The sequence below is a fragment of the Bacillus sp. 196mf genome, from assembly GCF_003217275.1.
Lineage (GTDB): Bacteria > Bacillota > Bacilli > Bacillales > Bacillaceae_G > Bacillus_A > Bacillus_A thuringiensis_S.
On record NZ_QJTG01000004.1, the window covers coordinates 247,612 to 270,560 of the forward strand.

Here is a 22,949-nt window from a genome sequence, read left to right on the forward strand (position 1 = left end):
GGCTCCTTTTTAAAATCGATTATTTCCTCCGTAACATAAACTCACAAAGTATTCCCACTCCAACACCAATTGTATAAGCCACTACATCACTCCACAAAAAACCGTATCCCAACACGAGTCCCCCCAAAGTCGTTGCACGAATGCTATCTATCCATTCCGCATGATACAATTGGCTCGCTTCAATCCCGTAGCAAAACATTAAACTAATAAAAGCCAACTTCTTCGTCTCTGTTTTAGGAAACAAAAATCCAAAGCCAGTGAAAATCATTAATGCCCATAATGCATCACCTAAATAATCATTTAATAGATGTGGTAGTGCAAAAGCAAACTTTCTTGAGCTAAGACCTAAAATAATAACAACTATAGTAAATAGTGCATATACTACTCTATTTCGTTTCGTATTCATTTTAAAGTCTCCTAATATGTAATGTAAAACTGTAAATAGCTAGTAAAACAAAGTTATTTTACTAGCTATTTATTGATTGCTTTTATGATAAGAAAATGTGGATTCATATTTAAATAATGATATGATTTTTCGCTTACTTCTTTCATTTTTTCAATTGCCTTCGGTTCCACTATCTCTTCTAATACAAAATAATTTGTAGTTTCATTTAGTATGTCTTGTAATGATCTTCTAAAAAACTTGACTTCAATAGTAATATTCGGTTTAACCCAAGTATCTATTAATAACTGTTTTTCAAAATAATTTTCACATGGAAACTTTGTGAAATCCATAAAAGGATGATGAATAGAATAAATAAGTTCTCCACCTGGCTTCAATACACGACGAAATTCTTGAAATACTTGATTCCAATTTTCTATATAATGAAGAGTTAATGAACTTACAATCACATCATACATATTATCTTCAAATGGCAATGTTTCTTGCAGATCATGACAAAGGAACGTCGCTTCTTCTCCTATATTTTCTTTTGCTGCTTTTACCATTTCAGGACTTACGTCAATTGCTGTAACATTTGCTCCTCTTCCTATGAATTGAGAAGTATACCATCCAGCTGCACATCCAGCATCTAGTATCTTTTTTCCTTCTAGTTCCTTTGAAATAAGCTCCATCATCGCCGGTCTTTCATAATAACTGTTATATGGATTTGCGAAATCTAGATTTTCTTTATATGTACTCGCTAATTTATCATACGTATCTTTAATCGAATCTTTCATTACACACACTCCTAATACATATTAATTCATTAACTCCTGCTGCTTTTTCTTTGAAAATGATTGTAGTACTAAATCATACGACCAATCAATCATTTTATTTATTTGCTCCTGTTCTATACCCTTATGAATATAAATAGTATTCCAATGTTTTTTATTCATATGATAGCCTGGAATAATTGTTTCTGGATAATCTTCTCTTATTCTTAATGCGACTTCTGGGTCACACTTCAATGTAATCGCAGCTTTTTCACCTTCTTCATGATTTACTATCGCAAATATTTTATTATTAAGCCTCATACATGTTGCACTCCAGCCATCTGGAGAATCTTCTTTCGCTTTTCTTTTCGATAAACAGTACGCTCTTGTTGCATTCATTTTAATTGGCACCTCTTATTCTTTCCCTGTTTGATTACGATGCATCACAATTTGCTTCGTTGTTTGAAATTGTTGCTCACCATAAAACTTTATTAGCTTCTCTCCGCAAAATAGACTAACAATATCAATATGAGATATTTCTCGAAGTAATATTGTTAGCATCTTCTCTCCAATACCATTATTTCTTACACTCTCATGTACGACAACATCTTCAATGTATGCTCGAAAAATACCATCAGAAACGACTCTAGCAAATCCAACTAATTCATTTTCTTCCCATACTCCAATGGCTATGCTATTCTTTAACATTTTTTCAATATCGACTTCTTTTCTTTCTGGCCACCAACTGACAGAATCATAAAGTTTTTTTATTTTTTCTGCACAGATTGGTTGTTCTTGTTGCAATTTATACGTGTACATATTCTTTCTCCCATCAAACAGTATACATAATATTATTATAATCTCTTTTCAAAAAAGTGCTGACTATGACCTTTCGGGTGATCTTCAACAATACCATACTCCCTGTAACCGTGCTTTTTATAAAATTCTGGTGCTTGAAAACTAAATGAATCTAGCAATATTAATCTACACCCTTTTTCCTTCGCAATACCCTCAATTTCATGTAAAAGTTGGCTGCCATAACCGTCATGACGAACTGATTCATCAACCCATAAAAAGTCGATATGAAGGTGATAAAAATACATCGTACCTGTTACGCCACCAAAAATTTTTCCTTCTTCATTTTTTACTACGAGGCGTACTTCTTCCATCGTCTGTCTTGCCTCATCTGTTAAGATGGACATATTATATTGAATAACTTTATTTTTAATATATTCTCCTTCAGTGCGTGTACCGTTCTTTATATGTTTCATTTATATTGCTTCCTTTCAGCTTAGTAATCTACATTTTATTTTTTCTCTTTAAAATACTAATACATACGAATCCACCATATGTAACAAAGCATGAAAAGCCAATTATCCCTGGTACAGAGACATATCCTACCCTTATGTAACTTATAACCGCAAAACAAACAATAGACAATAAAATAGATGGCCAAAATATAAGAACTGTTTTTCTTCTTCCTCGTTTCGATGTACTTTCTTTCTCTCCAGAAACACGTGTGCCAAAAAGCAATACAATACAAATAAGGATCGCTGTAAAGTAAATTGTATCTAATGACAAATCGTGATCATATAGTGCGATTCCAACTTCAAGAGCAATAATCGTTAAAATTAAAATAATGATTGTTGAAGTCTTTAAGTTTCTTTTCAACCGTTCACTCCTAGCATGTTTTCACTATATTCTTTGTATATGTACTTTAAAACTACTGCAAAAGCTTCATCTACCTCTTTATTTTCACGGCGATTCGGTAAATCTTTTCCCCTCATCACATAAAGAAGCGGAAATTCGTTAAACATTCCTATTATACCAATAAATTCAATATCGAATATAAAAAAACTTTTCGGCAGCTCATATCAGCTATTTAAATAAGAAAAAGGTAGCATGAATTTTTTCTTGCTACCGAAAAATATTTATTCTTCTATAGGATTTTCAGGACCGTTAAGTTCCAGCTGATAAAAAGCTAAATCTAGCCATTTATTAAACTTATAACCAGCTTTTTTTATTGTCCCTGCATGAACAAATCCATAGTTTTGATGCAAGGCAATACTTTTTTCATTCTCTGCATCAATTCCAGCAATTAAGGTCATATACTCTCTTTCCTTCGCAATTTTGATTAATTCTTTCATTAATGAAGACCCAATGCCATTTTTTCTATATGCCTTATCTACATACACAGAATGTTCAACTGAATATTTATAAGCAGGCCACGCTCTAAATGGGCCGAATGTCGCAAACCCTACTACTTTATTATCTAATTCATATACGAAAATGGGATACCCTTCAGCCTTTTTTTGTTCATACCAATCTATTCTATTTTCAAGGGTTACAGGTTTATACGCATATACAGCTGTTGTATAAAGTATCGCATCGTTATAAATATCTAAAATGTATGCTAAATCTCTTTTCGTTGCTTCCCTTATCATTATTTTCTTCCTTTCATCATGTTCATCTTATTTCACTATCTTTTTAATAGTTTTATTTTATCGAAATTTCCGATTTTTATCTACATACGAATACTAGCTTTTCGGAAACCATCAAATATATTTATTGCAGCAGATAACATATAAAAGAAAATTCCTGCCCCAATGAGCCACGTTTTAAACTCCTCTGGGGAAATAGTAAATGCATTTGCCAAATACGTAATAAATCCTGCGTTAAATAAATGTGGATTTACTACAATTACAATGAATACTATCGTCCCAACTACTTGAAGAATAGCATTCCCAATCGCCAATCTTTGAGTCCATTGTCCCTGCACCAATTTATAAAGGGATATACATATTTCAAAAACAATCATAATTACAACGATTGGCCAGTACTGCAATAAAACATCTTGATTAAAAGTTGGCGAAACAAACTTCAGTCCATTTGCCGTACCGTTATATACGCCAACAAGATGATTCGCATAAAAGTAAAGTGTAGCCCAAACTGCTGTCCACATTAAACCTGCAAAAACTTCAAACTTCGAGATTGCTTTTTTCTTTGGGATATACGAGATGTTTTTCAAATCATCTGGTGTCCATTTTTTTAAACTTGTCGTCAACGGCTCGATACCTTTGTCTTTATCTGTTCTTTCTAAAATAACAAACACAAGTGTCAACCAGAAAAATACATGGAGGCCCACTTCAAAAATTTCCCCAATGCCTTTACCTATCAATTGTAAAATAACATTTAATACCGCTTGATCACCACTATAGCCTATAAAATTTTCTGCAACCATTGATATGAGTGCAATGACAGCTGCGATTGGTATAATCATTTTTAACAACGTTGTATATACATCAAAATAACGTGGTCCAATTAAATGCATCGGTCTATCCAAATAACCATTAGCCAATGAAACCGGACTCCCCAATTTTTCGAGAACGCTCTTTACATCTTCCTCATTATAATCTTCAGGTAACATATCATCTATAGTTGACCTTAGTTCAAGTGTAATATCTTCACGATTTTTTTCAGGTAATCTCTTCGCAACCTCTTGGATATAGAGATCAATTAAATTCATTCCCTTCCTCCTCCTTTAATAAGTTATAAAGTTCTTTCGAATCTTTTATCCATTCTTTTTTCAACTGCAAAAATATTTCTAATCCATAATCACTTAAAACATAATACTTACGAGGTCTACTCTCCGTTTTATCCCAACTACTCGTCACTAATTCCTGCTTTTCTAATCGGCGAAGTAGTGGATATAAAGTACTTTGATCAATTGTAACCCCTGATTGCTCCAATAACTGGACAAGTGAATATCCGTACTGTGGCGTTCTTAATTGGCTTAAAACAGCTAACGTTAATGTCCCTCTTCTTAACTCAGTAATTAACGAGTTTAATAAAGTATCCATTCACTCACCTCATTTCCATTACTATATGTCATACAGTATGTGTTTTATACTATGTATCGTACAGTATTAGTGTGACAAAAACTGTGCTTTTTTTACCAAAAACAGATAATGAAAAGCGCAAATTATATGATTTGTGCTTTTTTAGCTAAGTTATATATATCTATAACACTCTAAAAGGTAGCAACCTTAACTACTAATTTTGAAATTCCAGTAATGCTATATTAAGTTACAAGTATCGTACACATATGATGTGACCATAACATATCACTATAGGAAGCTAATAAAACGGAAAATTACCATGGTTGAATGATTCCTGTTTTATTCTTTAGGCACTGTTGATTTCACACTGTTTTCAGCACCTAATCAACGTTATTTCCTTCATAAACTTCATCTTGTTCAAAATCTCTATTTTTATTTGGTTTATTAAAATAAAATAAAAAAACAATTAAATTAGGTTAATTGTTTTTCAAATGCAAAATCTTTATTTTTTTAAATAACCTATGATATTCGAAAAGACAAACTCTCCAAATGCAAGTGGTATATAAATAAACCATAACTTTAATATTGCCTTTGTTTCTTTGTGATCAGAATCCCCCATTAAAACCAGCCCAATCCTTTTTCTTCTAATATTTTCATTTTAATTCCAATAACAAGGAAATTATACCATTTATTAATGTTATAGTCTATGTTTTCTAAAAATTAGATAAATAAAATTTTTGTATTCCCTCAATATTCAGATAAACGTAATAATTTTTTTACGTTTCATCTTCAAAGTCTATAATGAGTCCTGTTAGAACTGCTTCATTACCAATCGATTGGATCCCGTGACCAATAAAATCCATCTTAAATTCTTCCCACTCTAACTGCTCTTTTGTGATTCATCGTCACATTATGATGAATCACTCATACATTATCTAGAAGTAAAAACCCTAATTCACTTTTCTCTTAAAGAGCACTATTCAAATGTGCTCTTTTTAAGTCTGTTCGAATAAAATTAAAAATCCTACTGATAAACAAAAAATCTCGTTTATCAATAGGATTCATTAGCTATATATAGCAATTATAGCGAACTCCATCGCCTATTACTAAAGTCGAACTGATTTAAGTAATATAAATTCCCCTTTTTCTTTAGAAAATGGAACAACCTCTACAATCGCCTCAACATTAATTACTCCGTAAACATGCGGATATTCTTGACCGTTTGAAGCAAGTTCATATTTTACTTCTGCTTTTAATAGGGCTGGATCAATTGTAAGTAATAAAACATCTTCTTCATGCTTGAAATATTTTTCTGCAACTCTTAAAGCTTGATCTACTAATGAACAATGAATAAATCCCTCTTCTATAAGGGAATCTTCATTAATTTTTCCAATTATTTTTGCGATTTCCCAATTACTTTTCGTAATTACTTTTGTAATCATAGTAACTCTCCCTTTTTAATTTATGTAATGATATAATAACACTAAATTTTCAACACGTTCTTAATAGATTGGGGACTTATAATGGATAAACCTCTCACTACATTACAAACTATTATTATACATATGAATACAAATGAGCATTGGCATGATTTTATTTGTTACTGTCAGCATCGCGAAGCGGGACTTCGAAAATTAGCTTATAAACATTTAGAGACATTTATTTCCAATGCAAAAACATGGGAATCAAAAGATCAAGAAGAGTTTGCCATTTCGCTGTTTACTATTTTAGATGCATTAAACGAAAAAGATGAGGGCTTAACTTTCTCACTAAATAGTTTTCTAATTGACATTCTATATAGATGGACAGAAAACAACCCGATTGATTCAAGACCTTTTAGATGGATAGGAATTTATATGGACTCTAGCAATAAAGAAGACGATTTAGAAAAATCCCTTCGAAAAGCGATTGAATTAGGTGGTGATACCGAACAAAAAGCCATGATATACCTAGTTTCTAATTACATCAATACTTTAGAATTTGGTACACATGAATTCCCTTCAGGTTATTGCGGAGATTTAAGCGAATGTATAGAAAAACTTCCCTATATGCTTCAATTAACTAATAGAATTCAGAATAAGAACATAAAGGAGCAAAACATTGGTCAAATACAAGAACAACTACACCTTATTCTAGATTGGTTAAAACATACACAAACTCCAGTAGATGCTGTTCGTACATGGGAAAAAGAACAAACTAAGGAATTAGAAAAAAGCATCGTATATCATTTAAACAACAGCTCAAGTCATTAATTCGTCTACCATTTTAATATAAAAAAGAGGATCTTCATACTGTACTAGAAAATCCTCTTTTTATATTTATCCCACATTAGCTTGCAGTAAAACTCCCCACTGATTATAGTTTTACTTTATTTTAATCCTTTAATTAAAGGTGACGCTTCCCCACTATGGAAAATCCATAAGTCATGAAGTGATCTCGTACATCCAACATATAGTAACTTTGCATCATGTTTTGTATTTTTGTAATGTTCCTCATCCACATCAATTAAAAGCACCGCATCAAATTCTAAACCTTTCGCTAAATAGACAGGTACTACTGATATACCACCTTCATATTTACTTTGGTTTGCTTCAATTACGTTTACCGTTAATCCTGCATTTGTTAATTTCACATATATATCACGGCATTCATCTTCTGTTCTTCCGATTACCGCAATTGTTTTCACATCTTCATTTTGCAAATGTTTTACCGTCTTCACAATTTCAGTAAATTGATTTTCTGTATGAATTACTTTCACATCTTCTCCACTGCGGAAGACTGGTGTTGCGAGTCCTACTGGGATTTCTGCATTTTTAATTATTTCATTTGCAAATTCAATAATTTCTTTTGTAGAACGATAACTTCTTGTTAATTCATAATAACCGGTTTCTTGGAATACTTCCTTAAAAGCATTCCAATCTTCAATTCCTTGATAATCATAAATCGCTTGCGATAAATCACCTAATATAGTGAAAGAATTACCTAATGTAATTTCTTTTAATACATAAACTTGGAAAGGCGAAAAATCTTGCGCTTCATCAATAACAACGTGATGAAACTTCTGCCCTATTTCAATCCCTGTTATACGATGATGTATGTATATTAAAGCTGGTAAATCTTCTACATACATTTCTTTTTTACGACAACTCTTTTCTGTTTCTTGAACAAGTTCTTCAGGTAATACCTCAAGTATTTCTTTACTTTTTACTATTGAACTATACAGTGATAGAGCACTCATTTTCGGCCAAAACTTCATATATGCGTTCAGTCTCTTAGTCGCTTCTTTTTTTAGTAATTTTTTCTCGTTTGTTTCCCCGAATTTTTTAAGTTCAATTTCAATCCAGCGCTTCATTCGTCCTACTAATCGTTCTCTTCTTTTCTTTAAAGGATAATGTTTATATTCAACTTGCATCCATTTTTTAATATCTTCTACTGGAATAATCGCTCTATCCCACGCCTCAAAATCTTTTGTCGGAACTAACTCATTTTCAAATTGGATCATTCTCTCTTCAATATACGTCTTAAATTCCAACGTACCCTTTAATTTACCTAGCATTACCTTCTTTTCATCACGATTAATTGAAAATGCTTCTTTCAATTTTTCTTCTGTCTGCTTTAGTATAACTGAATCATCTAACGTACGTAATGCCCAATCCGAAAACGTTGTTTGACTAATATTCCCTACACCTAATTCAGGAAGTACACTCGAAATATAGTCTAAAAACAGACTATTCGGCGCAAATACGATCATTCTCTCAGCTTCTAGCTGCTCACGATATTCATAAATCAAAAAAGCAAGGCGATGTAAAGCGATTGTTGTCTTTCCGCTCCCTGCAACCCCTTGAATAAGTAATGGTAAATTTCTTTCCGCTCGAATAATATCATTTTGTTCCGATTGAATCGTTGAAACAATATCCTTTAGCTTATTATCTTTATTCTCACCTAATCGATATAGAAGAAAATCATCGGCATGCGATACATCTTCATTTCCTTTTACATATGTATCAACAACACGTTCAAGTTCTCTTTTTCGAATAGAAATGTTTCGTTTTAAATACACATCACCTTCTACTAACCCATCTGGTGATTGATAAAATGCTAATTCTTCTCCACCGGTAAATGAATAAAACATACTTGCGACAGGTGCTCTCCAATCAATAATGATTGGTTTCATCGTGTCCATATCCGAAACCCCTACTTTTCCAATATAAATCGGCATAACTGCTTCTTTACCATCTTCCTGAAAATCTAACCTTCCAAAGTACGGCTCTTGCACACCAATACGTAAATTTTGTCTATTAGACTCTCTCATACTTTCAAGAATTTGCTCTTTAAAATCTTCTCCATAATAAACTGGGATTTTTTCAAGCTTATCCAATTGCTCATCCATCGTATGTAAAGTATCCTTCATTTTTTGTAACTCATCTTCAAATATGTTGCTCATTTCGACGATTCCCTCCTGTCCGTTCTAATTTTTCAGTCGAAGTATTATTGTATTAAAAATCCAATCATAAAGTCAATAGTTTCCATTTGAATTTTTCGAAAAAACTTACTTTTCATCTTTCTAATTTAAAAAGAATATGCAACATCTAAATCACACAAATACACATATAGTATAGTGATGCATGCAAAAGATACTACTTTCTATTTGTCTCCTATTTAATTTATTTATTAAAAAACATTGTAAAAATTAAAGACTTTAATCAATGGGCGTTTTACTGCCCATAAATAGTAGGATAAACAAAAGTAAAGGAGGCTCTTCAAATGAATGTCGCGAAAAAGAAATCACTAAAGTTATATTTACTTATTTTTGTATTAACTGTTTTGGCCAGTGGATGGATTGGGGTATTTCTAGATTCTCTTCTAACAAATCAACCTGAAGGAAATACTTTAGGTATGGGGTTATGGCTAATATTACCTTTCCTCGTAAGCATTTTACTTAGAGTTATTAGCCGAGATTGGAATGATTTTGGCATCAAGCCAAATTTGAAAGGAAACTTTATATGGTATTTCACTGCACTACTTATTTATCCATTCGTTACAGTAATAACGATAAGCATATCGCTCATTTTTGGAGTAGCTCATATTGCTAGTTTTGATATATCCACGTTATTGTCACTCATAGTCATGTCTACTATTGGTAACTTTATTAAAAATATTTTTGAAGAGTTTTCTTGGCGTGGTTATTTAACTCCAAAGTTGATTGAACTAAATCTAAATGATTGGTACATTTATATTATTTCTGGTTTAATTTGGGCACTTTGGCATGCTGCATATTATATAGTCTTTTTGCCAAATGAATATTTTGAATCTATCTCAAGATTAAATATGCTTTTATCTGGCTGTATCCTTATGGTTTGTTGGTCAATTATGTATGTTGAAATATATAGACTTACAAAATCCGTCTGGCCATGCGTTATCATGCATGCGATCGAGGATGCTGTTCCTACTGTTTTAGTTACCATAACAGGGATTATTACCCTTACAAACAGTAGTGATTTTTGGTTAAATCCTATTAGCGGGGTCGCTGCTACTGTTTTATTTCTCGGAATTGGAATCGTACTAAGAACTATAAGAATAAAAAGAGAACGACAATTATTCACACAATAAAAAGCAGATAATGAATTCGTCATTATCTGCTTTCCAATTTTTAAAACTACCTTATTATATTTTTTGATACATAAGCCAGTCACCAGATTCTATCACTTTCTTTAACATCTTTTTATCTTGAGCGATATACACATATGCCTCAATTTCTCTATCAGCAACATATACTGTTTGCGTGATTCGATCATATAAATCAGTCTCCGCATTACCTGTATATTCTTCTAGTTCATCTAACTTACACAATATCTCATCATTTACTACATAAACTTCTCCATACACCTGTTCTTCAATCGAATAAGTCATGGCCGGATATCCTTCATTCGTATCAAATAATTTTCCATATGTCCAAGCTCTGTCTGCGATGCATGTTGCACCTTGCATATAATGAGCATTCGTTTGTCCTCTTCTTAACGTGCCATAAACGAAAACATGATACATAAATTCTTATCCCCTTTATATGTCTCTACTTTCTTATTTGTAAATAAGCACGAATCATAAAGTAACTCACTTCATTCGGAAGCTGTTCTTTAATAGATTTCAGACCACCCTCTGCATTTTGAACGGCAGTTTCAATAAGAGATTCATACTCTGCTGGAACAAAACTTTGCCACTCTACTTCCATTCCATCCTCGTAGCAGCGAATTAAATGGTTTTCGATTGTTTGTCTTGATAAGTTGCGTTCTTTTGCAATCTCATTCAAATCAATACCTTGTTTATACATTTCATACGTTTCTAAATGAGAATTTGCGGACGCTTTTCCTGACTTTTTACGCTCTGAAACTACTTCTGTCTTAATCGTTTCAGCATAATTTGGATTTTCTTCAATAAAATGCTGAACTGCTTGTAAGAAGTGCGAGCCATATTTCACAAGTTTGTGTTCTCCGATACCTTTTACCGTCAACAATTCGGAATCACTTTGCGGCATTTTCACGCACATATCTTTCAATGTTTGGTCAGAGAAAATAACGAACGGAGGTACACCTTCTCCTTGTGCAATTTCTTTACGTACTTCACGAAGCACTTCAAATAAAGGATGGTCTTGAACAATTTGTCTTGTCTCTACTCGTTCTTTTCGTAAAACATTCTCTTTACCAAGTAATACTTCTTTCCCTTTTTCAGTTACTTTTAACGTCGGATAAGTGCCATGTTCAACTGCAATTAACTCGTCTGAAATTAAAAACTCAATAAACTCACTGACCTCTTTTACACTACGGTTCGATAAAAGCCCATACGTTGGTAAAGTATGAAAATTAAATTCAATAACTTTCTTATTCTTCGACCCCGTTAATACTTGCGCTATCATTTGCTTTCCAAAGCGTTGGTTCGTTCTAATCATGCATGATAAAACCATTTGTGATTCCCTTGTCACATCGATGCTCTCGCGATTGTCTGTACAATTACCACAGCGTCCACAATCTTCTTTCGGTTCTTCTCCAAAGTATTGCAAAATGAATGATTGTAAACATTGTTCTGTATGACAGTAATCGGTCATATTTTGCAATTTTTCAAGTTCATTTGAAAAACGTGATTCTCCAGTTGATTGATCAATTAAAAAACGCTGTACTTGTACATCTTGAGAAGAATATAACAATATACATGTACTATCTAATCCGTCACGACCAGCACGTCCTGCTTCTTGATAGTAACTTTCCATATTTTTTGGAAGCTGATAATGAATTACGTAACGAATATTCGATTTATCAATACCCATCCCGAATGCAGATGTTGCTACCATTACACTTACTTCATCTCGTAAAAAGAGTTCTTGTTGCTCATTTCGATCACTATCACTCATACCAGCATGATATTTTGATACAGAAACACCTGCCTTCATTAAATCTTCATATAACTGATCGACTACTTTTCTAGTAGCTGCATATATAATCCCGGATTCCTTTTGATTTTGACGAATATAATCCGCCAAATATGCATTTCGATCTTGCCCTTTAATGACAGAAAACGATAAGTTCTCACGCTCAAACGTTGTCATAATTGTATTTTCTTGATTAATTTCAAGTGTGTTACAAATATCATCACGTACTTGCGGTGTTGCTGTTGCTGTTAATGCTAATACGAGCGGCTTTTCTGGAAGATAATCTAATATGCGATGTATATGTAAATAACTTGGACGGAAATCATGTCCCCACTGTGAAATACAGTGTGCTTCATCAATCGCAATCATAGGGATTTTCATATCGATAAGTTGATCAACAAACTCCATCGAATCAAGACGCTCAGGCGCCACATAAAGTAACTTGTAATGTCCTTGTTTCGCTAATTGAATTCGCTGATTTGCTTCTGCAATAGATATAGAACTATTAATATATGTAGCTGAAATGCCATTCTGTACCAATGTATCTACTTGATCCTTCATAAGTGATATTAGAGGCGATATAACCAACGTCGTTCCTTCAAATACTAATGCCGGAATTTGATAACAAATCGACTTACCACCACCCGTTGGCATAATACAAACCGTATCTTTCCCATCTAGTACATTTTTAATTGTTTCATCTTGTCCTCTTCGAAACGAAGAATAACCAAAGTAGGACGCTAAAAGTTCTTGTGCTTTAGTAAACAAAAAAGAGTCACCCGCTTTTCTTTATCTTTCATCTACTTCTATTATATCAATCACTTATGCGACTTGAAAGGGATGATTAGATGCTTATTGTTTTTTCATTATTCTATGTTTCTTCACTTATTTAATATGAATTAGCATCATTATTTTATATGTTTTACAACATTTATAACGTAAATCCAGTACACAAGAAGAAAGAGTTTCAATTTAAATGTTCATTTTATTTCTCTTTCTTGAATACTACTAATCGTATACATATAAATTCAGGAGGTTACTATATGAAACATCGTAATATGAGTTCCATCAAGGCAAAAACGAAAACACAAAAACTCCAATTCTCTAATAATGATGCGTGGAAATATGAATCATACTATAAGTACCAGCCATTATTCTCTTATAAAAAGCTTTTTAATTTTCTTTCTCAACTTTTTAGACGTTAATATATGTGCAAAAAATATATCATTCACAGAATTTTTCTCAATATTAAATGTATAGACTTACTACAATTCAGTTGTTACCATATATAATAATCTGTTGGATAAACCCCTTAAGTTGACCTGCTTATATTAGCAGGTCTTTTTCATGATTACATACTTCTGTGTACCTCGATCTCACTTCTAAGTCTTTTCTCCATTTTATAACCATATTTAGATCCCAACAATTAATGATAATCATAAATTGTTGGGATCTAAATTGTTCACATATAATTATGCAATTCTTCTTTCTCAATACACAAAACACATTTTACTTGTTACTATAAAAGTACTCCAGATGAGTTTTTTGCTCATCGACATTATCTAGTTATTGGGGCCTGCCGCGGGAAGCAGGTCCCTTTGACTGTATGAAGGTCCCAATTTCATTTGGACACATTTACCAGGTTTTTCCAAAAGAATTTTATGATAACATTACGTAGTCGAGTCCGACATCTCGGCAATACCCTTTTGAGGGTCTGCAACTTCCCTTACAGACCCTCTTTTACTTTATATTCAATTTATTCATATATACCACAACACCATTCATTGAATTTCTCCATTTCAAATTCCCTAAAAATAATCTAGGACACGTAACTAAAAATAAATCTTCATCATACTTTGAGTTATACATGTTCAAAGGAGTGTTACTATTTATGTATTCTTATTGGCAATCGTATTACTCCCCCTACCATAACCCTTATGTAAACTATGATTTATCCGTACGGAACTACCGAATTAGTAAAAATGAGAATTTTTTAAAAGGGTATATGCGTTCTTTATGGGAACAACACGTCGCTTGGACGAGATTGGCTATTATAAGTATAGTATTTAATTTACCAGATGTTAATGTTACTGTTGGACGACTTCTACAAAACGCAACACATATGGGACTATCACTTGAACCATTTTACGGTGAGGATGCAGTGAAAAAATATAGTGCATTAATTAAAGATCACTTAGTAATTGCAGCGGATCTTGTTAAAGCCGCAAAAGCTGGTAATCAAAATGCAGCGGCCGCTATAGAGAAAAAATGGTACGCTAATGGTGACGCAATTATTGAATTTCTTAACAGTATCAACCCATATATAGATAAAGAAGAATTTAGAAAAATGTTTTATGAACATTTAGCACTAACGAAAGCAGAAGCACTTGCCTTCCTAAATAAAGATTATGAAGCAGGAGTAAAACTTTACGATAAAATTGAAAAAGAAGCATTAGAAATGGCTGACATGATAACAAACGCAATCGTAAAACAATTCCCGCAAGTCTTTCAATAAAGTGAAACTTTAATCAGAGTAGGTTACTACTCATTAATACTGGATAAAAATAAGTCGATTTCCCAACATAAATCGACTTATTTTTATCCATGATATTTCACCTCTCCTCTTTACATTTAGCTTATATCGATATATTTTATTAATATCCGTTTTTTATAGGAGGAAATAGTTTGATTAACGCCATTGGTCTCGTTTTTATACTCACAAATAAACACGAGAAAAAAAAGAAAGTTTACCTAAATGAAAAATTTGCACTAATAGATATTATTGATTCTAAAGAAGTATTTGATGATGAAGGTAATTCTTTAGTAGAACTAACATGTAAATACAGCATATATTTAGACGAAAAATATTACTGTAAATCTCTCGATGATTATACCGGACAAGTATTTCCTTTCTTAAGTGCAAAAATAGGAAAAGGTCTTCTAAGAAACTTAAACTACTACTTTTCTTACGTTGATGCCTATGATAAGAAACCACCGGTTAAAGAAATAAGACCACTTATGAAACATGTAACTAACAGATAGCGAAAAATACAAAAAAGAAAGCATCTAACTCTAGATGTTTTCTTTTTTATTGAAAACTCATTCACCCTCATCCTCTTCTAAAAATACGTATCCAAGCATATTTTAAATTAAAAACATTGGAGGATTAGACTGAATGAAATACTCAGAAACAATTATAAGCAAACGACTTCGAATACTTAAACTGACGGGTATGTTTTTCATGCTAGTATTAATAGCATGGATTGGATATGCAAAATTACTTTATGAAAACGGATTCCTTCAAGAAAAAAAGAATTCAGTAGAAGTAATGAATACTAGCATTACAGGAGAAATAGAGCAGCTTTTTCATATAAACTTGCAAGGTTATCGAAAAACAAGCCTTGATGCTGTTATAGAAGCAAGCAAAACCGATCCAAGCGAACTATCCCTAATTGAATTGGTCAACAAATCCTGCTCGCGAGATTGCATAGGCGAACCAGTAACATATGTAAACTCAAACAATGGATATATCTTTTATAAGGAATCTAATGGAACTAATGTAGCTATAACGGTTAAAAAGAAAGACACATGGGTAATTGTAAAGAAATCTGTTCAAGATGGATTATAATTCCCCCCAAAAAAAAGAGTACGTATCGTACTCTTTTTTATTATTAATCCCCTTCCTCTTCATCCCTACAATGGCATTTCGGTTTTGTTTTACAATGACATTTTTCACACTCACATTTCGGTTTCTCTTTGCAACAACATTCGTGAAAATCTCTGCATTTACATCTACATCTCCCAAACATTAAATCATCCCAAAATTTATTACAATTTCGGGAATGCCCACAATGACAAGTATTCCTCATGAATATACTTCCTCCTAAATAGAATTCATCATATTCTATTTAGGAGGAAGTATACAAAGGCTTGTATATTAGTCTATTTTCTCCATATCATAAGTAGAGTTAGAAGATTATATAATAATTAGTCTTATCTCACATACTCATAGTACCACTTACGTGAATCTAACCAAGCTGTAAATTTATCGATATTTCCAGACCAATACGTCATACATTTTCTAAAAGTGAAGGCAATTCGTTTTCGATTAAAAAAAGAGATGTCACTTCACAAATCGGATTCTTTATTCTCTAAATTGTATTAACTTGAATGGTAACACGAACAAAAAAGCATCACCTTTTTGGCGATGCTTAAAAACTCTATTTTACTTTTAAGTTCCCTAAATAAAGTTTAAGATCATGGTGACCGAAACTATACCTATATTTCCGCCTCCTCCTTCACTGCCTCTTTTAACCTCTGCAACATATACCCAATTCCTTTACACTCCTCTAGCGGATATGTAATCATTTCTTCTGGATATAACTTTGTCACTACTTTTTTATGCTTCTTCCCTGCTAGTAAGACGATTTCGTCAAACTGTAGTAAACTTTTATCTACCATCTGTTTTTGTAATTTCTCTATACTTATTACCTCATCGCTTTTTGAATCAAATGCAAGATCATAGTTTTTTAATACAATATCATTTGGCCTTAAAAATCCATGTTTCGCTGATAATATAACCCAGTTTTCGAAAAACATGGATGCGTACGCCTGACATGCTTTTCCGAACGGACTAATATATACATCTTTTGCTTCCATCGGTCCGTAGTTTGAATGCTTATCCCAGATTTTCTTTTTTCCACATGGAATTATACATAGCCTTTTCATATATATTTCTACTCCCTTTACTTCAATAAATAAAATCCATTATTTTGTACATTTTTCTCTCGAAATACTATATAATAATTCTGAAAGTTTTAATTACACATTTTACCATATAAGTACTATGGATCACTCTCAATGCAAATATTATAATACCATAAAAATTTTTTCTTTTTTTCTTCAAAATAATAAAAATAAATTGTAATATTATGATGTATTAATAAAAATTAAAAAGGAGGTTCGTAAAAATGAAAACTATTATCCCTGCACTATTAGTCTATTTTATCGTTTGTGTTATTTCCGTTATCATCCCAGCATCTGAAGGCTACAATTATGTCGGCTGGAAGTTATTTGTTGGGCAAGTGTATGCGATACCTATTTTCTTCATTACTGCGATAATCACATTTTATATAAACAAGAAAAAATCTTACGAATAAACAATTATAAGGATAGCTAACGCTATCCTTATTTTAATTCGTTAATCAAATCTAAAATAGCCCTTGCAGTACTTTGTATCCTTTCTTCCGAAAAGTCAAACGCAACACCTGTATTTTTATATATTTCCTGTATAGATAAATTCCAATCTGAACTCGCTCCCTCTTTAAAGAAAGTAATCGCTTGTTCCGGATTCTCTCGATAAATTTGAAACAATTGAATCGCTCCTATTTGCGCAATTGCATATTCAATTTTATAAAAAGGAAACTGAACAAAGTGAAATGACTCGAACCAACTAGAACCAATTTCATTCTCTACTCCTGCAATATCAACTGATGAATATTGATACCTTTTACATAGTTCAATATATTTCTCATCTCGCTCTTCTGGTGAATGATTTGGATTTGTATAAAGCCAGTGCTGGAATACATCTCCTGAAACTGACGATATTAATAACGATAAAGTACGATATAATTGAACTCGCTGTACTTCTTTATAATCATCCTCTTGCGTATAAAAAATAGTAAGCTTATCCATTAATAATAACTCCAGGCTAAGGGAATAAAGTTCCGCCACCTCTTCACGAAGGTATCTTTCCTGCATACTACTTTCATTGTTAAATTGTTTATGAAAATGTAATGCATGCCCCAATTCATGTATTAATGCATGAATTGCATAAAATGAAGGACTAAAATTAGAATAAATAAAAACGTCTTTACTATGAGGTAAGGTAAAGCAAGCAGCTCCTGATGCTTTATTTTTCCGTTCTTGTACGTCAATTAATCCCGCTTCCCTTATATGAGTAAATTCCTCATGAAAACATGAATCTGTCTTCCGAAACATTTCTTCAACCCCATCCAATAAATCAATGTAATTTTCAAATGAAGATTTTTGCAAATTACAAGGAGCAAGATCCCAAGGACGATACGTTTTTACATCAAGATTCTTTTTAAAAAGACTTCCTAACTGTTTCCAAATTGGTACAACACACTTTTCTATCGACTCATGAAACTTATAACAATCTTCAATACTGTAATCTCTATTTTTTTGTTTAAAGGCATACTCACTATAATTATTAAACCCTGCATTTAAAGCCATCTGATTCCGCAATTGTACGAGTTCCTTCATAATACAATCTATTTCTATTTTTACTATACTTCTTGCTTCGCATAAAGCGTACCAAGCTTTTTCACGAATAGCTCTATTTGGGTTATCTATCCTTGCTTTTACGTATGCATACGTCTTTTGCTCGCCTTCCCAATTAATAGATATGTTAGACATTATTTCTCTATATTTCGTAATAAGTTCTTGCTCTTTAACGGAAAGCGCTATGTTCTTTTCATTAAACATTTCACTCTTCACAAATCTTGCTTTTTTCATAAATCCATATTTCTGCTCATCTAATAAATCAGAAAACGGACAATCTCTAAATTTCTGGTCAAATTTTGCATTGTATCTTTTTAAAAGTGGCTGAATTTCATTTTGGTTATACATATGTATATCACGTATATTACTATCTTTTGTATCTCTATACATAGCGATTAAATTAATCGTTAACTCTTCTTCTATTTCTGCGTTTAAACGCAGCTCCTCCGAAAGCCAGCTCTCTAATTCTGAAACCGACGTAATATTTCGCTCTAAAAGTGACTGTAATTTACTCTCCAAATCATTCAACATACACAATCCTCCCGTTTTTAATTTTCTGTTTTTTAGAGATAAAAAAGGACAAGTAGCCAATCTGACTACTTGTCCTTGCTGTTTATGTGTACTCAATAAAATTAAGCTTGGAATGCTTCTGTTAATACTGGTACGATTTGTTTTTTACGAGATACAACACCTTTTAAAGTAGCTGTGTTGTTTTCTAGTGATACGTTGTATGCTTTCTCAACAACGTTTGCTGCTTTACCGATCGCAAGACCGACAGAATCGTTAGTTAAGATATCAGTTACAACGAATAAGAATAGGTCTAAACCTTTCTCTTCTAATACTGCAGAGATTACTTTTTCAAGTTCCGCTTGGTGTACAAGAACGTCGTTTGTATCAACAGCGTTTACTTGTGCGATTTCAACTTTCGCATTACCCATTTGGAATTCTTTAGCGTCAAGAGAGATTAATTGCTCCATTGTTTTTCCGCTTAAGTCAGCACCAGCTTTTAACATTTCTAAGCCATAGCTATCAGCATCTACACCAGCGATTTCCGCTAATTCACGAGCAGCTGCTACGTCTTGTTCTGTGCAAGTTGGAGATTTGAATAGTAAAGAATCTGAAATAATTGCAGATAACATTAAACCTGCAACTTCTTTACGAATTGTTACGCCATTTTCTTTGTACATTTTGTTTAAGATTGTAGCTGTACAGCCAACTGGCTCACAACGATAGTATATAGGATCGCTTGTTTCAAAGTTAGCAATACGGTGATGGTCAATAACTTCTAACACACGAACTGATTCGATATCGTTAGCACTTTGTTGACGCTCGTTATGGTCAACTAAAATAACGTTGTCCACTTCGCTTGCTACTGTCTCAACAAAACGCGGTCCTTCTACTTTAAAATAGTCTAACGCAAATTGAGTTTCACCGCTGATTTCGCCTAAACGTACAGGCTCAGCATTCATTCCTAATTCTTTTTTCAATTCTGCATAAGCAATTGCAGAACAAATTGCATCTGTATCTGGGTTTTTATGCCCGAAAACTAGTACTTTTTCCATGTTTTCCACCTCTTCATGAAAAGGATATCTTAAAGAAGCAAATATGACAATATTTAAAGCATATTTTTTTATAAATAATTGCACTTTCTTCTATATTTTTCATCATTTTCATAAAAAAAATCATCTAAAATGAATTAGATGATCGAAATATATGTTTCAATTAAAATAGTGTAGGAGTTTGCACTACGTTGTTAAAAGCGAAATTTGAAGCTAAGCCATTATTCAAAAGGTTTACATCTATAACTTGATAAAACGCATTTCCAGTGTCTGCAATTTCCCAAACAGCTAAAATAAGATGGTATCCACTACGGTCAGTTGGTACATTTGCTTCGTGCGTTACTGTTGTCCCTGGTCTAGCTCCACCGTCATTTTTCACATAGAATGGCACTAAATCTAAATCTGATCGCGTTAAAGGTTTATTTGGATTCCAACCTTTTTTCGTAATATAATATTTCCACTCTTTTGTACTATGAGGAGCCGTAAGTTTCCACTTGAATGTATTCGTTCCGCCATTTAACGTAACTTTCTTCCACCTATCTACAGTTTGAACATCTAACGCAGGAAAATGACCAGCCCCTGCAATTTGTCCATCAGAAGGTCCTAGTTGCGGAAATCCACCTATCCCTTCTACACTTTGTGGTTCATATTGAATCGGTCCACAATTTACATTTACCCCTTGCTTACATAAATAAGATCGGCTCGCTGGTGATTCTACATATCCATGAGCTGAAGCCTTTTCTGAAAATCCAAATGTTAATAATCCCGTAAGTAATACGCCACCACTTAAAATAACTTTCTTCATCTTTTGTAAACTATTCGTTTTCATTCTTTCATCCCCTTCCAATAATAAAGCGAAAATAACTATAGTTGCCTAGTCATCTTCTCTACATTTATTATAAGACGAGAATCATTACTAAAAGAACCCTCTAAAAACTTTCTCAAATTCATTTAGTGCGTTAATTAGATTATAATTAACTATTTTAACACCGCCAGAAAAATATAGACTGTGTTAAAAATAGTCGTTTATTATTCACTTACTAATAATTAAGCACTCTCCCCGTTTGATTATACCTTAAATGTTTTTATAATAAATAACCGTAGCATCTAACTTTCCATTCGGAGAAATTGCATACCCTGGTATTGTTCCAACTTCTTGGTAGTCTAGTGATTTGTACAATTTATTGGAAGGATCTCCTTCTCTAGTATCTAATACTAAAAGAGACCTGTTTTCTTGCTTTGCTCGTTCCTCTGCTTTTTGCATAAGCGATCGTCCAATACCGTTACGTCTAAAGTTTGGATGAGTCATTAATTTACAAATCTCGGCTCTATGAATTCCGTTAGGCTTTGTAACTAATTGTAATTGAATACTCCCTGCTACTTCGTTGTTTATTTTAGCCACATACAATATCACTTCTGGCGCTAATACTGTTTGCCAATACTTTGTTGCGTCTTTTTGTTCCAGTGGAGGCAAAAAACCAATTGATGCCCCATCATTTACAACCATTTTCAAAAGTTTCGAAAGTTCTTCCATATCATTTTCTAGTTTCTTAATTTCTTCAATTACTAAATTTCGCATTACTTTTCCCCCTTTTGTTTCATTGTAACAATTTTTAAAGAAGGAATAATGAAATAATAAGATGAATTTATATTAAGATATGATTTTTTTTGAAAGGATAACGATATGAAATATATATTAGATAGAACGTACGCAAAAGAATTACTCGAATGGGCATATGAACAAAACCCGGGCCCTTGGTTTGAACATTCACTACATGTTGCTCATGCAACTGAAAACATAATTATAGAACTTATAAAAAAAGGGTACAAGCTAGATGCTGACATAGCATATAACGCTGCCCTTTTGCATGATATCGGAAGATACAAAGGTTTTACCAAATCGGTCATTCATTCCTATGATGGTTATATGTATATGAATGATTTAGGATATACAGGAAACGCCATTATTTGTGTGACACACTCATTTCCCTGTAAAAATGAACATATAGATATCGCAGCGGAATGGAGTCTCGTTCCTGACCATATGAAAAGCCGATTAGTTGCAATATTGAATGAACATAGTAACTACGACTTATATAATAAAGTAATTACTCTTTGTGACGCTCTTGCTGATGCGGATGGCTTTACTACGCTGGAAAGAAGATTAATTTCTGTTGGTTTGCGTCATGGTACAACATCTCATACATCTTTACATTGGAAAGGGTTTTATGCGATTAAGAAAGAATTAGAAGCTTTAATCGGTAAGAGTATATACACAGTTCTTCCTGATGTAGAAAAATCTATTTATGAAGATATATATAAGTTGAATTAAAAGGTTACAGCTACTATTTGTCGAAATATATACGTAACACTTATCGACAAATGGAGCGGAGCCAAATGACAAATGCACATCAAAACGAAAAAGAGAACCTACTTGTAGCAATGAAAACGACTAAAAATAAACGCATGTATGAACGTTATCAAACGATCTATTTCTATGTACAAGGCTATTCTATAAAAGAAATTATGAACATGATCGGTCGTTCTGAAAAAACGATTTATAATTATGTGAATGCTTATAAAGAAAAAGGATTAGATGGCTTAATCATGGGACAATCAACAGGAGCACCACGTAAATTATCCCCTGAACAAGAACAGGAGTTAGTTCAAGTT

General features: G+C 32.8%; 28 protein-coding genes, 2 pseudogenes and 1 riboswitch. Of the genes and pseudogenes, 9 read left to right on the forward strand and 21 right to left on the reverse strand.

Translation table 11 applies throughout. The annotated features are described in order from the left end of the window. Window positions 1-19: 19 nt before the first annotated feature. The 11 genes and pseudogenes from ATL10_RS09640 to ATL10_RS09685 all read right to left on the reverse strand — a co-directional run bounded on the left by ATL10_RS09640 (window position 20) and on the right by ATL10_RS09685 (window position 6,436). Window positions 20-406 (reverse strand): ribosomal maturation YjgA family protein, encoded by a 387-nt coding sequence (locus ATL10_RS09640; RefSeq protein WP_001093460.1) that lies wholly within the window; start codon window positions 404-406, stop codon window positions 20-22. Between the two features lie 65 nt (window positions 407-471). Then, window positions 472-1,179 carry a class I SAM-dependent methyltransferase gene (locus tag ATL10_RS09645; protein ID WP_000655265.1) on the reverse strand — a complete coding sequence of 236 codons (708 nt, stop codon included), beginning with the start codon at window positions 1,177-1,179 and terminating at the stop codon, window positions 472-474. A gap of 21 nt (window positions 1,180-1,200) precedes the next feature. Next, window positions 1,201-1,554 (reverse strand): MmcQ/YjbR family DNA-binding protein, encoded by a 354-nt coding sequence (locus ATL10_RS09650; RefSeq protein ID WP_000994614.1) that lies wholly within the window; start codon window positions 1,552-1,554, stop codon window positions 1,201-1,203. A 15-nt stretch (window positions 1,555-1,569) separates the two neighbouring features. Then, on the reverse strand, window positions 1,570-1,974 hold the full coding sequence (locus tag ATL10_RS09655; RefSeq protein ID WP_000288977.1) for a GNAT family N-acetyltransferase: 405 nt from the start codon (window positions 1,972-1,974) through the stop codon (window positions 1,570-1,572). Between the two features lie 35 nt (window positions 1,975-2,009). Continuing rightward, window positions 2,010-2,426: a GNAT family N-acetyltransferase gene (locus tag ATL10_RS09660; protein WP_000680536.1), complete on the reverse strand. Its 417-nt coding sequence runs from the start codon at window positions 2,424-2,426 to the stop codon at window positions 2,010-2,012. A gap of 28 nt (window positions 2,427-2,454) precedes the next feature. After that, window positions 2,455-2,826 (reverse strand): hypothetical protein, encoded by a 372-nt coding sequence (locus tag ATL10_RS09665; protein WP_000827991.1) that lies wholly within the window; start codon window positions 2,824-2,826, stop codon window positions 2,455-2,457. Beyond that, window positions 2,823-2,987: pseudogene (locus ATL10_RS31210) on the reverse strand (serine hydrolase); the annotation flags it as partial. The pseudogene ATL10_RS31210 and the gene ATL10_RS09665, both read right to left, overlap by 4 nt. A 99-nt stretch (window positions 2,988-3,086) precedes the next feature. Then, complete coding sequence (locus ATL10_RS09670) at window positions 3,087-3,599, reverse strand: GNAT family N-acetyltransferase (protein WP_000617523.1); 513 nt, start codon at window positions 3,597-3,599, stop codon at window positions 3,087-3,089. A gap of 80 nt (window positions 3,600-3,679) precedes the next feature. After that, window positions 3,680-4,681, reverse strand: coding sequence for an HAAS signaling domain-containing protein (locus ATL10_RS09675; protein ID WP_110496809.1), 1,002 nt, complete (start codon window positions 4,679-4,681; stop codon window positions 3,680-3,682). Then, window positions 4,668-5,015: a PadR family transcriptional regulator gene (locus ATL10_RS09680; RefSeq protein ID WP_000380302.1), complete on the reverse strand. Its 348-nt coding sequence runs from the start codon at window positions 5,013-5,015 to the stop codon at window positions 4,668-4,670. The genes ATL10_RS09675 and ATL10_RS09680 overlap by 14 nt, the downstream gene beginning before the upstream one ends. A 1,027-nt stretch (window positions 5,016-6,042) precedes the next feature. Beyond that, a riboswitch (Fluoride riboswitch) is annotated at window positions 6,043-6,104 on the reverse strand. Beyond that, window positions 6,101-6,436 carry a DUF952 domain-containing protein gene (locus ATL10_RS09685; RefSeq protein ID WP_000629080.1) on the reverse strand — a complete coding sequence of 112 codons (336 nt, stop codon included), beginning with the start codon at window positions 6,434-6,436 and terminating at the stop codon, window positions 6,101-6,103. (Overlaps the previous riboswitch by 4 nt.) Window positions 6,437-6,517: 81 nt before the next feature. On the opposite strand from ATL10_RS09685, the gene ATL10_RS09690 reads away from it, so the two are divergent. Then, window positions 6,518-7,246: a hypothetical protein gene (locus ATL10_RS09690; RefSeq protein ID WP_000360509.1), complete on the forward strand. Its 729-nt coding sequence runs from the start codon at window positions 6,518-6,520 to the stop codon at window positions 7,244-7,246. A gap of 116 nt (window positions 7,247-7,362) precedes the next feature. Here the strand turns inward: ATL10_RS09690 and ATL10_RS09695 are convergent, their stop codons facing one another. Then, the gene (locus ATL10_RS09695; RefSeq protein ID WP_000065167.1) at window positions 7,363-9,438 is read right to left on the reverse strand and encodes a HelD family protein; all 2,076 of its coding nucleotides are present in this window, start codon (window positions 9,436-9,438) and stop codon (window positions 7,363-7,365) included. 320 nt (window positions 9,439-9,758) lie between these two features. Here ATL10_RS09695 and ATL10_RS09700 point away from each other — a divergent pair, with 320 nt between their 5' ends. Further along, window positions 9,759-10,604, forward strand: coding sequence for a CPBP family glutamic-type intramembrane protease (locus ATL10_RS09700; RefSeq protein WP_001099770.1), 846 nt, complete (start codon window positions 9,759-9,761; stop codon window positions 10,602-10,604). Between the two features lie 54 nt (window positions 10,605-10,658). On the opposite strand, the gene ATL10_RS09705 is transcribed toward ATL10_RS09700, so the two are convergent. Both ATL10_RS09705 and recQ read right to left on the reverse strand, forming a co-directional pair. Beyond that, entirely contained in the window at window positions 10,659-11,039 is a 381-nt protein-coding gene (locus tag ATL10_RS09705; protein ID WP_000274914.1) for a gamma-glutamylcyclotransferase family protein, read from the reverse strand. Between the two features lie 25 nt (window positions 11,040-11,064). Continuing rightward, entirely contained in the window at window positions 11,065-13,182 is a 2,118-nt protein-coding gene (recQ, locus tag ATL10_RS09710) for a DNA helicase RecQ (RefSeq protein ID WP_000494271.1), read from the reverse strand. A gap of 275 nt (window positions 13,183-13,457) precedes the next feature. Between recQ and ATL10_RS31605 the strand changes: the two genes are divergently transcribed. From ATL10_RS31605 to ATL10_RS09730, 4 genes are all read left to right on the forward strand, one after another. After that, window positions 13,458-13,619, forward strand: a complete 162-nt coding sequence (locus ATL10_RS31605) for a hypothetical protein (RefSeq protein ID WP_000682739.1) — start codon at window positions 13,458-13,460, stop codon at window positions 13,617-13,619. Between the two features lie 686 nt (window positions 13,620-14,305). Continuing rightward, the gene (locus ATL10_RS09720) at window positions 14,306-14,929 is read left to right on the forward strand and encodes a hypothetical protein (RefSeq protein WP_000287727.1); all 624 of its coding nucleotides are present in this window, start codon (window positions 14,306-14,308) and stop codon (window positions 14,927-14,929) included. 170 nt (window positions 14,930-15,099) lie between these two features. Then, the gene (locus ATL10_RS09725) at window positions 15,100-15,456 is read left to right on the forward strand and encodes a hypothetical protein (protein ID WP_023522187.1); all 357 of its coding nucleotides are present in this window, start codon (window positions 15,100-15,102) and stop codon (window positions 15,454-15,456) included. 133 nt (window positions 15,457-15,589) lie between these two features. Then, complete coding sequence (locus tag ATL10_RS09730; protein WP_090977835.1) at window positions 15,590-16,042, forward strand: hypothetical protein; 453 nt, start codon at window positions 15,590-15,592, stop codon at window positions 16,040-16,042. Here ATL10_RS09730 and ATL10_RS09735 read toward each other — a convergent pair. The 3 genes and pseudogenes from ATL10_RS09735 to ATL10_RS09745 form a co-directional block, all read right to left on the reverse strand. Beyond that, window positions 16,037-16,219: a hypothetical protein gene (locus ATL10_RS09735; protein ID WP_110496811.1), complete on the reverse strand. Its 183-nt coding sequence runs from the start codon at window positions 16,217-16,219 to the stop codon at window positions 16,037-16,039. The two genes, ATL10_RS09730 and ATL10_RS09735, sit on opposite strands and share 6 nt — an antisense overlap. 188 nt (window positions 16,220-16,407) lie before the next feature. Then, window positions 16,408-16,482, reverse strand: a pseudogene (locus ATL10_RS09740) (N-acetylmuramoyl-L-alanine amidase C-terminal domain-containing protein); the annotation flags it as partial. 210 nt (window positions 16,483-16,692) lie between these two features. Beyond that, window positions 16,693-17,142: a DUF6884 domain-containing protein gene (locus ATL10_RS09745; protein WP_098566595.1), complete on the reverse strand. Its 450-nt coding sequence runs from the start codon at window positions 17,140-17,142 to the stop codon at window positions 16,693-16,695. Between the two features lie 242 nt (window positions 17,143-17,384). Between ATL10_RS09745 and ATL10_RS09750 the strand changes: the two genes are divergently transcribed. Beyond that, window positions 17,385-17,573: a DUF4017 family protein gene (locus tag ATL10_RS09750; RefSeq protein WP_110496813.1), complete on the forward strand. Its 189-nt coding sequence runs from the start codon at window positions 17,385-17,387 to the stop codon at window positions 17,571-17,573. 28 nt (window positions 17,574-17,601) lie between these two features. On the opposite strand, the gene ATL10_RS09755 is transcribed toward ATL10_RS09750, so the two are convergent. The 4 genes from ATL10_RS09755 to ATL10_RS09775 all read right to left on the reverse strand — a co-directional run bounded on the left by ATL10_RS09755 (window position 17,602) and on the right by ATL10_RS09775 (window position 21,855). Beyond that, window positions 17,602-19,248, reverse strand: a complete 1,647-nt coding sequence (locus ATL10_RS09755; protein ID WP_086387399.1) for a M3 family oligoendopeptidase — start codon at window positions 19,246-19,248, stop codon at window positions 17,602-17,604. Window positions 19,249-19,349: 101 nt separating this feature from the next. Then, window positions 19,350-20,279 carry a manganese-dependent inorganic pyrophosphatase gene (gene ppaC, locus ATL10_RS09765; RefSeq protein ID WP_086421821.1) on the reverse strand — a complete coding sequence of 310 codons (930 nt, stop codon included), beginning with the start codon at window positions 20,277-20,279 and terminating at the stop codon, window positions 19,350-19,352. A gap of 160 nt (window positions 20,280-20,439) precedes the next feature. Beyond that, a complete protein-coding gene (locus ATL10_RS09770; protein ID WP_086421820.1) occupies window positions 20,440-21,105 on the reverse strand; it encodes a lytic polysaccharide monooxygenase in 666 nt (221 codons plus the stop codon). A 246-nt stretch (window positions 21,106-21,351) separates the two neighbouring features. Next, window positions 21,352-21,855, reverse strand: coding sequence for a GNAT family N-acetyltransferase (locus ATL10_RS09775; RefSeq protein ID WP_001245255.1), 504 nt, complete (start codon window positions 21,853-21,855; stop codon window positions 21,352-21,354). A gap of 105 nt (window positions 21,856-21,960) precedes the next feature. Between ATL10_RS09775 and ATL10_RS09780 the strand changes: the two genes are divergently transcribed. Both ATL10_RS09780 and ATL10_RS09785 read left to right on the forward strand, forming a co-directional pair. After that, window positions 21,961-22,608: an HD domain-containing protein gene (locus ATL10_RS09780; RefSeq protein WP_110496815.1), complete on the forward strand. Its 648-nt coding sequence runs from the start codon at window positions 21,961-21,963 to the stop codon at window positions 22,606-22,608. Window positions 22,609-22,673: 65 nt separating this feature from the next. Then, window positions 22,674-22,949 (forward strand): helix-turn-helix domain-containing protein (locus ATL10_RS09785; RefSeq protein WP_181419322.1); only part of this gene is annotated, 276 nt, incomplete at its 3' end.